The organism is Kitasatospora sp. NPDC088783, assembly GCF_044750705.1.
Classification (GTDB): Bacteria; Actinomycetota; Actinomycetes; order Streptomycetales; family Streptomycetaceae; genus Kitasatospora; species Kitasatospora fiedleri.
Window position 1 is genome coordinate 209581 of record NZ_JBIVKJ010000012.1, and the last position, 14769, is coordinate 224349.

The following is a 14769-nucleotide window of genomic DNA, read 5'->3' on the forward strand; positions in this document are numbered from 1 at the left end:
CGCGGTCGGCGGCCGTGGGAGCGCCTGGGCGTACGAACCCGTCAGCCTCCCCCTCTGTCATCGGTACCTGAGAGCTTCGCACGTCCGGACCGCGCGGGCCCGCCCGGCTTGCACCGTCGGCGAGGGCCGGGTCGGCCGGCTCCGGTGCCGACCGTCCTGCCCTGCTTTCCAGAGTGACCTGGCCCGTTCGGTACGGATGCCTGAGAGATTCCGGGGAGGGGTTGCTCCTTCGGCGCCCCGCACCCCGCCGTTCGGGCGGTTCCGGGACTCTCCCGAGCGGGCTCGGCGGTCGCCTCCGAGGTTACCAGCGCGGGCCTCCCGTATCACCGGTGCGGCCCTGTGATCTGCCCCGGACGGCGGTGTCCGGGGTGCCGCCGTCCGTGACGTGCCGTTTGGTGTGAAGTGGCGGCCCGGCACGCTCCTCCGGCCGCCTCCGGACGGATCTTCCCAGGAGCAGCAGGACTGGAGGACAGCGTGCAGACCGATATCGATCCGCGCGACCTGATCGGACACAAGGCGGTCGACCGGAACGGTGACAAGATCGGCACGGTCGACGAGGTGTACCTGGACGACGCCACCGGCGAACCGGAGTGGGCGGCCGTCCGCACGGGGATCTTCGGCCGGGACGCCTTCGTCCCGCTGACCACCAGCGAGTTCGCGGGCGACGAGCTGCGCGTCCCGTACGACAAGTCGCTGATCAAGGAGTCGCCGGACTTCGGCGTGGGCCAGCACCTCTCGCCGGCCCAGGAGCTGCAGCTGTACCGCTACTACGGGCTGGACACGGGCGGCGACGCCGGTTCGGGCCGGGCGGCGGTGGACGGCACGGCAGCGGCGACCGGGACGGCAGCGGCGGCCGGGACCGCCGGGGCGGCGGCGACCGCGAAGGAGCACCCGCGCGAGGAGCCCGCGGCGCCCGCCGCGGACCGCGACTTCGGCACCGTCGCCTCCTCCCCCACCCCGGCGCCCGCCCCCGGCGCCGCCGCCGCGGCCCCGGCCGCCCACGCCGCGGGCAGGCACCAGCAGGCCCAGCCGCAACCGCGGTCGCAGCAGCAGCCGTCCGCCCGGTCGGCTGCGGCGGAGCCGACCGCGCCGGTGGAGATCACCTGCCGCGAGGAGCGGATCGACATCAGCACCGAGTGGCACGAGGTGGGCACCACCCGGCTGCGCAAGTACGTGACCACCGAGCAGGTGGAGCGCCGGGTGCCGGTGGTGCGCGAGCGGGTGCGGGTGGAGCGGATCCCGGTGTCGGACGCGGAGCGGGCGGCGCTGAGCGAGCAGGAGATCGCCGAGGCGGTCGAGGAGGTCACGCTGCGCGAGGAGCGCCCGGTGGTGCACAAGTACCTGGCGCCGATCGAGCGGGTGCGGCTGGTGGTGGAGCGGTACACCGAGGAGGAGGTGGTCCGCGAGGAGCTGCGCCGCGAGCAGGTGGAGGTGCACGACGCGACCACCGGCGAGGGGGACGGCGAGGGGCCGCGGCAGCGCCAACCGTGGAACGCGCAGCCGCAGTCGCCGGCGGCCCGGCCGCAGTCGGCCGCGAACGGCAGCGCGGAGCACGCCCGCCCGGAGCCGCTGCGCTCCTGACGGCCCGTCGGCCGTCCGGCCCCGGCCCGCTCCGGCGGGCCGGGGCCGGCGCTTTGCCAAAGCTTCACCGATCGATATTTGACAGAGTGAAGCATCTCCCGACATCGTTACTTCAGTCCCTGCACTATCGCCTTTCTGAAGCAACCTGTCGGAGGAGTCCCCGTGAGTGAGGCACCACAGCCCACCCCCACGGCCGCCAAGCCCACCAGCGCCCGGGTCCTGCCCGCCCTGATCCTGGCCATGCTGGCCTTCAGCGTGGTGCAGACCGCGGTCGTCCCGATCCTGCCGGGCCTGGCCCGCGAGCTGAACGTCTCGGGCTCCAACATCACCTGGCTGATGACCGCCAACCTGCTCTCCGCGGCGGTGCTCACCCCGCTGCTGGGCCGCTTCGGCGACCTGCGCGGACGCAAGCCCATGCTGCTGGTCTCGCTGGCCGGCCTGGTGCTCGGCTCCGGCCTCGCGGTGGCCACCCACTCCTTCACCTGGCTGGTGGTCGCCCGGGTGCTGCAGGGCGCGGGCGGCGGCGTGCTGCCGCTGGCGATCAGCATCGTCCGCGACGAGCTGCCCCGGCACAAGGTGACCGGCGGCGTCGCCGCGATCTCCGCCTCGATGGGCGTCGGCTCCGGCCTCGGCCTGGTCGCCACCGGCCTGCTGCTGGAGCACTGGAGCTACAAGTCGATCTTCTGGATGGGCCTGGTCTTCGGCCTGATCGCGGTCCTGCTGGTGGTCCTGCGGGTCCCCGCCGACCCGGTCACCGACAAGGAGGGCGGCGCCGACCCGCTCGGCGCGCTCACCCTGGCCGGCTGGCTCTCCGCCCTGCTGGTCGCCGTCAGCCAGGGCAACCACTGGGGCTGGACGTCCACCCGCACCCTCGGCCTGTTCGCCGTCGCCGCCGTGGTCGCCCTGGTCTGGCTCCTGGTCGAGTCCAAGGTCGCCCACCCGCTGGTCGACCTGTCGATGATGGCCCGCCCCGCCGTCGCCTTCACCAACATCTCCGGCCTGCTGATCGGCTTCGGCATGTACGGCTCGTTCATGGTGATCAGCAACTTCGCGCAGACCCCGGAGAAGCTCACCCACTACGGCTTCACCGCCACCGTCCTGCACGCCGGCGTCATGCTGCTGCCCTCCGCGATCGGCTCGATGGTCGCCGCCCCGCTCGGCGCCCTGCTGATCGCCCGCCGCGGCCCCCGCCTCCCGCTGGTGCTCGGCGGCTTCCTCGGCGCCGTCTCGATGGCCTACCTGGCGCTGCGCCACGGCGCCGAGTTCGACATCTACTTCTCCTCCGCGGTCTTCGGCCTCGGCGTCGGCCTCGCCTACGCCGCGATGCCCGCCTACATCAACGGCGCCGTCCCCGCCGAGCAGTCCGGCATCGCCAACGGCATGAACGCCGTGCTGCGCACCGTCGGCGGCGCGGTCGGCACCGCGGTGATGAGCGCGATCCTCACCGGCGACATCCTCAAGCTCCCGGTGCCGATCCAGCTCCCCACCGAGAACGCCTACCGGAACGCCTTCTGGGTGGCCGGCGCGATGTGCCTGGTGGCCGCCGCCGTCCCGTTCGCCATCCGGGCCGTCAAGTCCGCCCCGGCCCCCGCCGAGCAGGCCGCCCCGGCCCTCACCAAGACCGACGCCTGACGGCGTCCCCCTCGCGTACTGGACACACGCGAGCAGCAGGAGCACCCCCCGCCACGGGCATCGGCGGGGGGTGCTCCTGCTCCCTCCGCCCCCGCACGCCCTTCACCCCGCCGGGGGCCGCAGCGGCAGCGCGCCCGAAGCCTCCAGCTCCTCGTCCCCGACCGCGAACGTCCGCACCCGGCCCACCCCCGAGTACGGCGTCTCGAAGCGCACCGTCACCCGGCCGACCCCGCTGCCCTGCACCCAGCCGGGGCCGAACTCGCGGTGCGTCACGTCCTGCCCGGGCCACCAGCGCCGGGCCGCCGGATCGGCCGCCACCGGCTCCGCCACCGCCTCCTCGACCACCGCCGCCGTCCCCGACTCCCGCTCCTCCCGCTCCAGTTGGGCGAACAGGTCCTCCTGGGTGTAGTCCGCGAGCTGCGCGACGCCCACGCCCAGCAGCCGCACCCCGCCGGTGACGTCGACCTGGAGGGCCAGCCGGCGCGCCGTCGCCGCGATCACCTCCTCGTCGTCCGTCGGCCCGCGCAGCGTCTCGGAGCGGGTCAGCGTCGAGAAGTCGAAGCGGCGGACCTTGAGCACCACCGTCCGCCCGGAGCGCCCGGCCGCCCGCAGGCGGCGCACGCACCGCGCGGCGAGCTGCTCGATCTCGCGCAGGATGCGGTCCCGGTCGGCCAGGTCGACCTCGAAGGTGTCCTCCACCGACACCGACTTGGCGTCTCGGTCCGGCACCACCGGCCGCTCGTCCCAGCCGATCGCCATCTGGAACACGCCCGCCCCGTGCGCCTTGCCGAGCAGCCCGACCAGCTCCCCGAACCCGGCCTCCGCCAGGTCCGCCACCGTGGTCAACCCGGCCCGGCGCAGCGCCTGTTCGGTGGCCGGGCCGATCCCGGGCAGCGCCCGCACCGGCATCGGGGCCAGCACCGCCCGCTCGGTGCCGGGCTCGACCAGCACCAGCCCGTCCGGCTTGGCCCGCTCGGAGGCGATCTTCGCCATCAGCTTGGAGGCCGCGGCGCCGACCGAGGCGGTCAGCCCGGTGCGCTCCAGGATGTCGGCCCGCAGGTCCTCGGCCAGCGCCAGCACCAGCTGGGCGCCCGCCGCGGGCGTGGACGCGGCGGCCAGCGCGGGCCCGTACGGCCCGGCCTCCAGGTCGACGAACGCCTCGTCCAGGCTGAGCGGCTCGACCAGCGGGGAGCGCTCCCGCAGCAGGCCCATCACGATCTCGCTGTTGGCCCGGTACGCCTCGAACCGGCCGGTCAGGAACGCCGCGTTCGGGCAGAGCCGGCGGGCCTGCGCCATCGGCATCGCCGAGTGCACGCCGAACTTCCGGGCCTCGTAGGAGGCGGTGGAGACCACGCCGCGCCCGCCGAGGCCGCCGACGACGACCGGCTTGCCGCGCAGGCTCGGCTTGGACGCCTGCTCCACCGCGGCGAAGAAGGCGTCCATGTCGAGGTGGATGATGCTCGGCACGGTCCGCACCGCCCGATCATCCCGCGCCCCACCGACAATCCCCCGGCGCTCCCCCGGCGCGGCCCCGGCTCAGCCGGTCCCGCCCGCCCCCGCCGCGTCCGCGTCCGCGAGCGCCCGCGCCACCCCGTCCTCGCGCGGCCCCAGCAGCGTCGGGTCCGGCCGCAGCAGCACGTTCACCGCCGCCTTCAGCGCGCCGCCGACCTCCCGCGCCTCGCCGTACTCCCAGGTGACGTCGTGCCACTCCTCCACCCTGACCCCGTACGCGTCGATCCCGGCCGCCGCGCACAGCGCCAGCGCCCGCCGGACGTGGAAGGTCTGACTGACCAGCAGCGCCCGGTCGACGCCGAAGATCCGGTGCGCCCGGCTGCACGAGTCCCAGGTGTCGAAGCCCGCGTAGTCGCCGACCACCCGCACCGCGGGCACCCCGCGGTCGATCAGGTAGCCGCGCATCGCGTCGGTCTCGTCGTACCGGACGGTGCCGTTGTCGCCGGTCACCAGGATCGCCCGCACCTTGTGCGCCCGGTACAGCTCCAGCGCCGCGTCCAGCCGGTGCGCCAGGTACGGGGAGGGCGCGCCGTCCATCAGCCCGGCGCCGAACACCACCGCGACCGGCGCCTCGGGCGCGTCGGCCACCGTGCCGACCCGCCCGGACTGGGTGAGGTGCAGCCAGGCGTCCGGCGCCAGCCCCAGCGCGGAGCAGAGCACCACCGCCTGGAACCAGCGGCGCTGCCGCCGCCGGTCCACCGGGCGCACCGCGCGCCACACCGCCCGGGCCCGCCGCCCCGCACACCTCAAGATCGTCGACACACGGACCAGGACGGCCCGGACCGGCCCGCCGGTTCCCCGACCCGGCCGGACGGCCGCCGCGCCGTCAGCCCGCGCGGTTGCGGCGCTGCGCCAGCTCGTCGCCCGGGTCGTTGCCGAGCAGCGTCTCGCCGGTGTCGGTGCGCTCGCCGTGCAGCCGCCCCAGGGTGGCCTCCAGCTCCTGCCGGACCGCGCCGACCGCGATGCCGAACACGCCCTGGCCGCCGTTCAGCAGGTCGACCACCTGCTGCGGCGAGGTGCACTCGTAGACCGTCGCCCCGTCGCACATCAGGGTCAGCCCGGTCAGGTCGGCCGGGTCGGCGGACTGCAGGTGGGTGACGGCCACCCGGATGTTCTGCAGCGACACGCCGGCGTCCAGCAGCCGCTTGACGATTTTCAGCAGCAGAATGTCCCGGAAGCTGTACAGCCGCTGCGCGCCCGCCGGGTACGCGGAGCGCACCGAGGGCTCCAGCAGCCCGGTGCGCGCCCAGTAGTCGAGCTGCCGGTAGGTGATGCCGGCCGCGGCGCAGGCCGTCGGGCCGCGGTAGCCGACCAGTGCGGAGGTCGGGGCGAGCCGCTCGATCGCGGGCTGCCCGGGCTGGACGGCCGGGAAGCGGCCGAGCCGCGGCAGCTCCTCCGCCTCGGGTTCGGGCCGCCAGGGCCGCCCGATCAGAGCCCGGCCGGCGCGCGGCAGGTGCACCGCGCACAGCGCTCCGGAACGCGTCTCGTCGCCGGTGCCGCTCATCGCCAACCTCCGTCCATTCCGCCCAAGGCCCCACGGGACCCGCAGGAGCCCTGCCGGGCCCCGGGCTGCGGGTGGCCCGTCCGGCGGGCCATCACCTGACGGTAGGCAGTCGCCAAAGCACCGTCAACGATCGCCACGCCGGGGGCTTCCAGAAACTTCACCCCATCGAGTGGTTATTCGTGCCCCATGCGCGGGTAGCGGAATGGTTTTCCGGTCGAGCCGAGTTGCGGCGCACCGCCGACCGGGCTAGCGGAACGGGGGGCCCGGGGCCTACTGCGGGCCGCCCCCGAAGTCCTCCGGCGAGACCTGGTCCAGGAACTCCCGGAACTTCTCGACCTCGTCCTCCTGCTCGTCCGGGATCGAAATGCCGGCCTCCGCCAGCACCTCCTCGCTCCCGTAGATCGGCGTACCGGTGCGCAGCGCCAGCGCTATCGCGTCCGAGGGGCGCGCGCTCACCTCGACACCACCGGCGAACACCAGCTCCGCGTAGAACACCCCGTCCCGCAGATCGTTGATCCGCACCTCGGTCAGCTGCTGCCCCAGCGCGCCGAGCACGTCCTTGAACAGGTCGTGCGTCAGCGGCCGCACCGGGGTCATGCCCTGCTGGGCGAAGGCGATCGCGGTGGCCTCCCCCGGCCCGATCCAGATCGGCAGGTAGCGGTCACCGCCGACCTCCCGGAGCAGCACGATCGGCTGGTTGGAGGGCATCTCCACCCGGACACCCACGACGTCGAGCTCATTCACACCAGCAACCCTATGGCGCGCGCCCCCGATAGGAAAGCGCAGCAGGCAGCGGCCACCGCGATCAGGACCGCCGCCCGCCCCCGCGCCACCGGCCGTTCAGCCCCGGGAGCGCAGCCCCGCCTGCACCATCGCCGCGTGCAGCCGCACCGACAGGGTGGCCAGTTCCCGCGCCGTCGCCTCCGCGTGCGCGCGGGTCTGCGGGTTGCGGTGCCGCCGCAGCGGCGCCACCACCTGCTCCACCAGCGCCACCTCGCGCTCCGCCGCCGCCTTCATCGCCCGCAGGTGCCGCGGCTCCAGGCCGAACCGGCCCAGCTCCGCCACCAGCCGCGCGATCTGCAGCGCCTCCCCGTCGTACCCGCCGTCCGGCCCCGGCTGCACCAGGCCGTACGACTCCCACTCGACGAGTTCGCGCTCCTGCGCCTCGGCCGCCGCGATCAGCTCGGCCCGGCCCAGCCGCACCCCGCTCGGCCCGGCGGCCGCGGCCGCCAGCTCCCGGTCCGCCTCCTCCAGCGGCCCCGGACGGGACTCCGCCCCCGGCAGCGCCGGCGGCTGCTCGCCGCGCTCGATCGCGTCCAGGTGCTCGCGGATCACCCGCAGCGGCAGGTAGTGGTCGCGCTGCATCCGCAGCACGTACGCCAGCCGCTCCACGTCCGCCGCCGAGAACTTCCGGTAGCCGGACGGGGTGCGCTGCGGCTCGACCAGGCCCTCCGCCTCCAGGAAGCGGATCTTGGAGATCGTCACCTCCGGGAAGTCGTCCCGCAGGAAGGCCAGCACCGCGCCGATCGACAGCAGCTCGTCACCCCGCCGGCGCGCCTCGCCCGTGCGGCGCGAGGCCGGCACGGGCGAGGACCCGAGGGACGGGGTAGGAATCTGTGGGGTCACTCGGGCTCCAAACGGAGAAGTGGTCAGTACCCCCGGTGGTGGCTGGCGAAGAACACCAGCCGGTACTTCCCGATCTGCACCTCGTCGCCGTTGCCGAGCAGCACCTCGTCGATCCGCTCCCGGTTCACGTAGGTGCCGTTCAGGCTGCCCACGTCCGCGACCGAGAAGCCGCCGTCGGGCTGCCGACGGAACTCCACGTGCCGACGCGACACCGTCACGTCGTCCAGGAAGATGTCGCCCTGCGGGTGCCGCCCCGCCGTGGTCACGTCCGAGTCCAGCAGGAACCGGCTGCCCGAGTTCGGGCCGCGCTGCACGATCAGCAGCGCCGATCCCGGCGGCAGCGCGTCGATCGCCGCCATCACCTCGGCCGACAGCGCCGGCGTGGCACCCGTCGAGGTCGCCGTCGGGTCGTACGACTCGATGCCGGAGATCGAGATGGTCGAGGTGGTCTCGGCCGCGCCCTCCGGGAACCCGCCGCCACGCAGCTGAGTACCGCAGTTCGAGCAGAACCGGGCCTGGGCCGGGTTCCGGTTCCCGCACCGCGGGCACGGGCTGGTGCCAGCCATGTTCACAGCCTCCTGGCGCGGCACACCCGACTGGACGTGCCCGGCATAGGGGTCCGGGGCAAACCCTCCACCGGAGGTTGAGGGTCCTGCCGGGAAACCTATGCGCGGCCCGCCCGGGGAATCAACCGACGCGCCGTAGGCCCCGTCGAACTGCCCGGTCGGGATGCCCGCGCCCTGGGTCACGTCGTCCCGGTACATCGGGCGCTGCCCCTCCGGCGCCGGACGCATCGGGGGCACCCCGGCGTCCTCCTGCCGGTAACGCGCGGTCGGCGCCTCGGCGGCCTTCTTGTTGCGGCCGAAAAGCTTCGAGAGAAAACTCACGGGCGAATCCCCTTGCGTGTGACAGAACCGCCCGCGGGGCAGGGTTCAAGGCTCGGTGTGGCGGTGGGCCCGGCATCCGGCCGGGGACTGACGAACGGTAAGACCCAGTGTCGCCGACCCGCCGCGGAAACCCACCACCGGGGGCTGCCCGCAGCTGACGAACCGTACGGAGCGCGCCCCGTCACTTCGCCGCCGGCTTGCCGTACTGCAACGGCTTCGGGGTGGCCAACGCGTCCACCAGCACCTTCTGCTGCTGGACGATGGTCGCCCGCGCCTGGTGGTTCTCCAGGCTGCGCACCACACCACCGGGAATGTTGAGCGCCGGAGCCAGGTCCTGCGGGTTGCCCACGACGGTGAAGCGGAACGGCTGCGAGACGCTCTTCCCGTCGATCTGCACGCCGCCGCCCGACGAGTTGTCGGTGAAGTACGTACCGGCCACCACGCGCACGTCGTTGATCTGAATCGCCTCCGCCCCCGCCGCTCGGAGTTCCTGCAGGGTGTCCAGCAGCATATCCGCCTTCACCTGCCCTTGGGGATCATCGATCGTCAGCACGATCCCCGGGCCGGTCGCCTTCTCCGTCCCCGCCAGCACGCCCAGTTCGGCCGCCTTCTTGCGGGTCTGCTCCTGGGCCTCCTTGGCCTGGTTGGACGAGTTCTCCAACTGCGCCAGGGACTGCTCCAGCTGCGTCCGCTCCGACTGCAGGCGCTGCTGCTTCCCGTCCAGCTCGTCCAGGATGCGCACCAGGTCCTCCTGCCGGGCCCCGCGCAGCTCGCTGTGGTCGTTGGTCGACCGCACCTGGATCGCCAGCGCCAGCCCCAGCGCGAACAGCAGCAGCGCCACCACCAGTTGCCCCCGCGACACCCGCGGCGGCCACACCGCCGCCCTCAGCCGGGTCCGCCCGTCCGCGGGCGGCTCCACCGGCTCCGACCCCGCGGACGCCACCACCGGCGGCTCCCCGGACGCCTCCCGCGCCGCCGCCGCGGACCGCGCGCCGGGCGTGTCCCCCGCCTCCGGCACCACCGGCACCTCCGGCTCCGGCCGTCCCGCGTCCCGCTCCCGCGGCTCCCGCTCCTCGCTCACAGCCGCTCCCTACGCCCTGAACACGTGCCGGCGGATCGCCGCCGCGTTCGAGAAGATCCGGATGCCCAGCACCACCACCACGCCGGTGGACAGCTGCGACCCCACGCCCAGCTGGTCGCCCAGGAAGACGATCAGCGCCGCCACCACGACGTTCGACAGGAACGACACCACGAAGACCTTGTCGTCGAAGATCCCGTCCAGCATCGCCCGCACGCCGCCGAACACCGCGTCCAGCGCCGCCACCACCGCGATCGGCAGGTACGGCACCACCGCGTTCGGCACCTCCGGCTGCACGAACACGCCGACGATCACGCCGATCACCAGACCCAGTACGGCAATCACGGTGTAGCAGCTCCTGTTCCAGTGGAAGTGGACTTCGTCGCGGTCGACCGCGCGGACTTCGACGGCGCCGCACCCGGCGACCCCGAGGGCGCACCGGACGGCGACGGTGAAACGGACGGGGACGACGAGGGGGAGGACGACGGCTCGGCCGGGGACTCCGGGGACGGGGACGCCTCCGGCCCGGCCACCCGGAGCGTCACGCCCAGCGCGGCCGGCAGCGTCAGCGACTTCTGCGCCGACACCGTCGACCGGATGCCGTAGCTGTCCTGGATGATCTTCAGGTAGCGGCCGCCCTCGTTGTCCTGGAACGCCTGCGCCAGCCGCGGCCCGTCCCCGATCGCCAGCACCGTGTACGGCGGCACCAGCGGCCGGTTGTCCACCAGGATCGCGTCGCCGGCCGCCCGGATCGCCGACAGCGCGGTCAGCCGCTGCCCGTTCACGGACACCGCCTCCGCGCCGGCCAGCCACAGCCCGTTCACCGCGTACTGCAGGTCGTGGTCCTTGACCCGGCCGTCCTTGCCGTAGCCGCCGGTGTTCCGCGGATCGCTGACGTTGCCGCCCGAACCGCTCCCGGACGCGTCGTCGATCACCAGCTTGACGCCCGGCCCGGTGATCTCCCCGGTCCCGGTGCGCGCCGCCAGCTGCGCCGCCGCGCTGTCGTCGCCGGTCTGCAGCGCCGCCTCCTGGGCCTTCTCGACCCTGTCGCGGTCCGCCTCGACCTGCCGCTGCAACTCGTCCGCCGCCTTGTTGGCGTCGTTCACCCGGGTCACCAGGGCGTCCCGCTCCTGGGCCAGGACGGGCGCCGCGGCGTGCGTGTTCACCGCCCCGACCGTCACCACGACCGCGGCCAGCGCCAGCCCCAGGGCCAGCACCAGCCGCCCCCTGGCCGTCGACGGCATCCGGGAGCTGCCCTCCGCCCCGCGCGCCCGGGCCGCCGCCGCGTACCCGTCGTCGAGCGAGTGCTCCATGACCGTGGTCAGCAGGGACATCGAGGCGTCCGGGCGGCGGAAGCGCCCCTCCGGGTCACTCGGCGTCGGCGTTGCTGGCATGCGCCACATCGTTTCACGACCACGAGGTGCCCCACGACCAGCCCCGGGCCCCGCAGGAGGGTTTCGGCACAGGATCGTGACAAACGCCGGTGGGGGCGGACCCGCGGGCCCGCCCCCACCGGGATTTCTCCGCACTACCTCCCGGCGCCGTCCACGACCGCGGCCCACTCGTCGAGCAGCCGCTCGGTCGCCTCGTCGTCCGGGCCCTCCGCCCACAGGTGGGTGACGGCCTCCGCCGGGTCCGGCAGGACCAGCGTCCACCGGCCGTCCGGCTCGACCACCCGCACGCCGTCCGTGGTGTCCAGCTTCCGGTTCCCGGCCGCCTCCACCACCGAGCGCATCACCATGCCCTTGGCGGCCCACGGCGTCGCGATGTCCCGCTTCTGGATGTGCGCCTGCGGGATGCGCGCGTCGATCTGGCTCAGCGTCAGCTGCGTCCGCGCCACCAGGCCGACCAGCCGCACGAACGCCGCCGCCCCGTCCAGCACCCCGGAGAACTCGGGCACCACGAAGCCGCCGCGCCCGTCGCCGCCGAAGATCGTGCCGTCCGCCGCCGCGGCCTTCGCCAGGTCGTCCGGCGAGGTCGTCGTCCAGATCACCTGGGTGCCGTGGTACGCCGCCACCTGCTCGGCGATCCGGGTCGTCGTCACCGGCAGCGCCACCTGCCCGGAACGGCGCTCGGCCGCCACCAGGTCCAGCAGCACCAGCAGCGCCCGGTCGTCCTGGATCACCCGACCGAGCTCGTCCACGAAGGACACCCGCTCACCCACCGGGTCGAACCGCACGCCGAACGCGGCCTGCGAGGAGGCCACCAGCCCGCCCAGCCTGGCCAGCGCCGCCTTCCGCTCCTCGGCGCCCTCGGTCGGCTTGGACTCGTCCAGACCGCCGGCCACCGTCAGCGCCTCCACCCCGAGCCGCCCCAGGATGCTCGGCAGCACCAGCCCGGCACTGCCGTGCGCCGCGTCCACCACGACCTTCAGCCCGGCCTCCCGCACCCCCGAGGTGTCCACCGACCGCAACAGGTTCGTCGCGTACGAGTCGAACACGCTCGCCGGGTGCAGCAGGTCGCCGATCTCGCCCGGGAACGCCCGCCGGAACTCCTGCCGCGCGTACACCCGGTCCAGCTTCCGCTGCCCGGCCTGCGACAGGTCAGCCCCGCGCTCGTCGAAGAACAGGATGTCCAGCGAGTCCGGCACCCCCGGCGTGGTACGCAGGAAGATCCCGCCCGCGCTCCCCCGCGCCGTCGCCTGCCGGGCCACCGGCATCGGCACGTTCTCCAGGTCCCGGACGTCGATCGCGCTGGTCTGCAGCGCCGAGATCATCGCCCGCTTCAACGCCCGCGCACCACGCGAGTGGTCACGCGCGATGGTGACCGTCGCGCCCTTCTTCAACGTGGTCGCGTACGCCCCCGCCAGCCGCACGGCCAGCTCGGGCGTGATCTCCACGTTCAGGATGCCCGACACGCCGCGCACCCCGAACAGGTGCTCCTGGCCGCGGGACTCCCAGATCACCGAGGTGTTGACGAACGCGCCGGCCTCGATCGTCTTGAACGGGTAGACCTTGACGTTGCCCGCGACGATCGACTCCTCGCCGATCAGGCACTCGTCACCGATCACCGCCCCCTCGTCGATCCGGGCGGCCCGCATCACGTCGGTGTTCTTCCCGACCACGCAGCCGCGCAGGTTGCTCTGCGGCCCCACGTACACGTTGTCGTGCACCACGGCCTTGTGCAGGAACGCCCCGCGCTTGACGACCACGTTCGACCCCAGCACGGTGTGCTCGCGCAGCTCCACGCCGGCCTCGACCTTGGCGTAGTCGCCGATGTACAGCGGCCCCCGCAGCACGGCCTCCGGGTCCACCTCCGCACCCTCGGCCACCCACACGCCCGGCGAGATCTCGAACCCGTCCAGCTCGACCTGGACCTTGCCCTCCAGGACGTCCGCCTGGGCCTTCAGGTAGCTCTCGTGCGTGCCCACGTCCTCCCAGTAGCCCTCGGCGACGTAGCCGAAGACCGGCTTGCCCTCCTTGAGCAACTGCGGGAACACGTCGCTCGACCAGTCGACCGACTCGCCGGCCGCCACGTAGTCGAAGACCTCCGGCTCCATCACGTAGATACCGGTGTTCACGGTGTCCGAGAACACCTGCCCCCAGGTCGGCTTCTCCAGGAAGCGCTCGACCTTCCCCTCCTCGTCCGTGATGGTGATACCGAATTCCAGTGGGTTCGGCACCCGGGTCAGGCACACCGTCACCAGCGCGCCCTTCTCCCGGTGAAAGGCAATCAGATCGGAGAGGTCGAAGTCCGTCAGTGCGTCGCCGGAGATCACCAGAAAGGAATCGTCCCGCAGGGCGTCCTCGGCGTTCTTCACGCTGCCGGCCGTGCCCAGCGGGGTTTCCTCGTTGGCGTAGGTGAGGTGCATGCCCAGTTCTTCGCCGTCACCGAAGTAGTTCTTGACCAACGAGGCCAGGAACTGCACGGTCACCACGGTGTCATTGAGGCCGTGTCGCCTCAGCAGCCGCAGCACGTGCTCCATGATCGGCCGATTGGCCACCGGCAGCAGCGGCTTGGGCATGCTGGAAGTCATGGGGCGGAGTCGGGTGCCCTCTCCGCCCGCCATCACAACGGCTTTCATTACGGGTGCGTCCTCCTTCGCGGTGGTGAACCCCTGCGGGTCCATCAAACCGGTCCGACGCATCCCTACCCGGAAGCAAACGTCCGACTCACCGCGGAGGGCGTGTAAAACGTCTCAGGCTGATCTCAAACGGCAGCAGCGTGCTCCGCCTGGAGGATCTGCCGGGCCTGCACCGCATACAGCGCACCGGCCCACCAGTACAGCGTCGTCCCCCACCAGATGAACGCCCAACTCACCACTCCCGCAACCTGGTGCACCCACCCTGTGCCCACCCCCAGCAGCAGAAGCGGAAACGCGTACATCAGATTGAACGTAGCCGCCTTCCCGAGGAAACTCACGTTCAACGGCCCGTAACCCGCCCGGTTGAGCCGCAACAGCACCACCCCGACGAACGCCTCCCGCGCCACCAGCAGCGCCGTCAGCCACCAGGGCAGAATCTCCCGCCAGGTCAGACCCACCAGCGTCGACACGATGTACAACCGGTCCGCGGCCGGGTCCAGCAACTGCCCCAGCCGGCTGATCTGCCCCCACCGCCGGGCCAGCTTCCCGTCCAGGTAGTCACTGACCCCGCTCAACATCAGAACGACAATCGCCCACCCGTCGTTCTTCGGCCCCCCGAAGACCGGCCACAGCACCAACCACAGGAAGATCGGCACGCCCACCAGCCGAGCCATGCTCAGCAGGTTCGGGATCGTGAGGACCCGGTCGGTCTGAACGCGCGTCTCCTGGACCTCCACTGTGCGGAGCCTCCTGTTTTCACCACCGACAACTGTGCGGGACCGACCCTACAACAAGAAAGCCCCCTGACATCCCGTCAGGGGGCTTTCCCACAAAGATTGTTCGGCGGCGTCCTACTCTCCCACAGGGTCCCCCCTGCAGTACCATCGGCGCTGTGAGGCTTAGCTTCCGGGTTCGGAATGTAACC

Annotated in this window: 13 protein-coding genes, 1 rRNA gene and 1 riboswitch; of the genes, 2 read left to right on the forward strand and 12 right to left on the reverse strand. The window is 72.9% G+C overall.

What is annotated here, in order from left to right; all coding sequences use genetic code 11:
* Positions 1 to 178: 178 nt before the first annotated feature.
* A riboswitch (glycine riboswitch) is annotated at positions 179 to 285 on the reverse strand.
* 189 nt (positions 286 to 474) lie between these two features.
* Together ACIP60_RS29185 and ACIP60_RS29190 are read left to right on the forward strand one after the other, a co-directional pair.
* The gene (locus ACIP60_RS29185; protein WP_400689758.1) at positions 475 to 1581 is read left to right on the forward strand and encodes a PRC and DUF2382 domain-containing protein; all 1107 of its coding nucleotides are present in this window, start codon (positions 475 to 477) and stop codon (positions 1579 to 1581) included.
* Positions 1582 to 1743: 162 nt separating this feature from the next.
* Positions 1744 to 3213 (forward strand): MFS transporter, encoded by a 1470-nt coding sequence (locus ACIP60_RS29190; protein ID WP_400689761.1) that lies wholly within the window; start codon positions 1744 to 1746, stop codon positions 3211 to 3213.
* A 102-nt stretch (positions 3214 to 3315) separates the two neighbouring features.
* Here ACIP60_RS29190 and ACIP60_RS29195 read toward each other — a convergent pair whose 3' ends face one another.
* From ACIP60_RS29195 to rrf, 12 genes are all read right to left on the reverse strand, one after another.
* Entirely contained in the window at positions 3316 to 4689 is a 1374-nt protein-coding gene (locus tag ACIP60_RS29195) for a DNA polymerase IV (protein ID WP_400689764.1), read from the reverse strand.
* Between the two features lie 60 nt (positions 4690 to 4749).
* The gene (locus tag ACIP60_RS29200; protein ID WP_400689766.1) at positions 4750 to 5487 is read right to left on the reverse strand and encodes a vancomycin high temperature exclusion protein; all 738 of its coding nucleotides are present in this window, start codon (positions 5485 to 5487) and stop codon (positions 4750 to 4752) included.
* 64 nt (positions 5488 to 5551) lie between these two features.
* The gene (locus ACIP60_RS29205) at positions 5552 to 6229 is read right to left on the reverse strand and encodes a MerR family transcriptional regulator (RefSeq protein WP_400689769.1); all 678 of its coding nucleotides are present in this window, start codon (positions 6227 to 6229) and stop codon (positions 5552 to 5554) included.
* 270 nt (positions 6230 to 6499) lie between these two features.
* On the reverse strand, positions 6500 to 6973 hold the full coding sequence (locus tag ACIP60_RS29210; protein ID WP_030463664.1) for a bifunctional nuclease family protein: 474 nt from the start codon (positions 6971 to 6973) through the stop codon (positions 6500 to 6502).
* Positions 6974 to 7069: 96 nt separating this feature from the next.
* On the reverse strand, positions 7070 to 7813 hold the full coding sequence (locus ACIP60_RS29215; protein ID WP_400689794.1) for a MerR family transcriptional regulator: 744 nt from the start codon (positions 7811 to 7813) through the stop codon (positions 7070 to 7072).
* Positions 7814 to 7878: 65 nt separating this feature from the next.
* On the reverse strand, positions 7879 to 8421 hold the full coding sequence (locus ACIP60_RS29220; protein WP_318552205.1) for an FHA domain-containing protein: 543 nt from the start codon (positions 8419 to 8421) through the stop codon (positions 7879 to 7881).
* A gap of 502 nt (positions 8422 to 8923) precedes the next feature.
* On the reverse strand, positions 8924 to 9823 hold the full coding sequence (locus ACIP60_RS29225; protein ID WP_400689773.1) for a DUF881 domain-containing protein: 900 nt from the start codon (positions 9821 to 9823) through the stop codon (positions 8924 to 8926).
* A 9-nt stretch (positions 9824 to 9832) separates the two neighbouring features.
* On the reverse strand, positions 9833 to 10165 hold the full coding sequence (locus tag ACIP60_RS29230) for a small basic family protein (RefSeq protein WP_030463668.1): 333 nt from the start codon (positions 10163 to 10165) through the stop codon (positions 9833 to 9835).
* The gene (locus ACIP60_RS29235; RefSeq protein ID WP_400689776.1) at positions 10162 to 11223 is read right to left on the reverse strand and encodes a DUF881 domain-containing protein; all 1062 of its coding nucleotides are present in this window, start codon (positions 11221 to 11223) and stop codon (positions 10162 to 10164) included. Before ACIP60_RS29235 ends, ACIP60_RS29230 begins: the two co-directional genes overlap by 4 nt.
* Positions 11224 to 11348: 125 nt before the next feature.
* Complete coding sequence (locus tag ACIP60_RS29240) at positions 11349 to 13844, reverse strand: sugar phosphate nucleotidyltransferase (RefSeq protein WP_400689779.1); 2496 nt, start codon at positions 13842 to 13844, stop codon at positions 11349 to 11351.
* A gap of 125 nt (positions 13845 to 13969) precedes the next feature.
* Positions 13970 to 14581: a CDP-alcohol phosphatidyltransferase family protein gene (locus ACIP60_RS29245; protein WP_400689782.1), complete on the reverse strand. Its 612-nt coding sequence runs from the start codon at positions 14579 to 14581 to the stop codon at positions 13970 to 13972.
* 101 nt (positions 14582 to 14682) lie between these two features.
* Positions 14683 to 14769: ribosomal RNA gene (gene rrf, locus ACIP60_RS29250) — 5S ribosomal RNA — on the reverse strand; the annotation flags it as partial.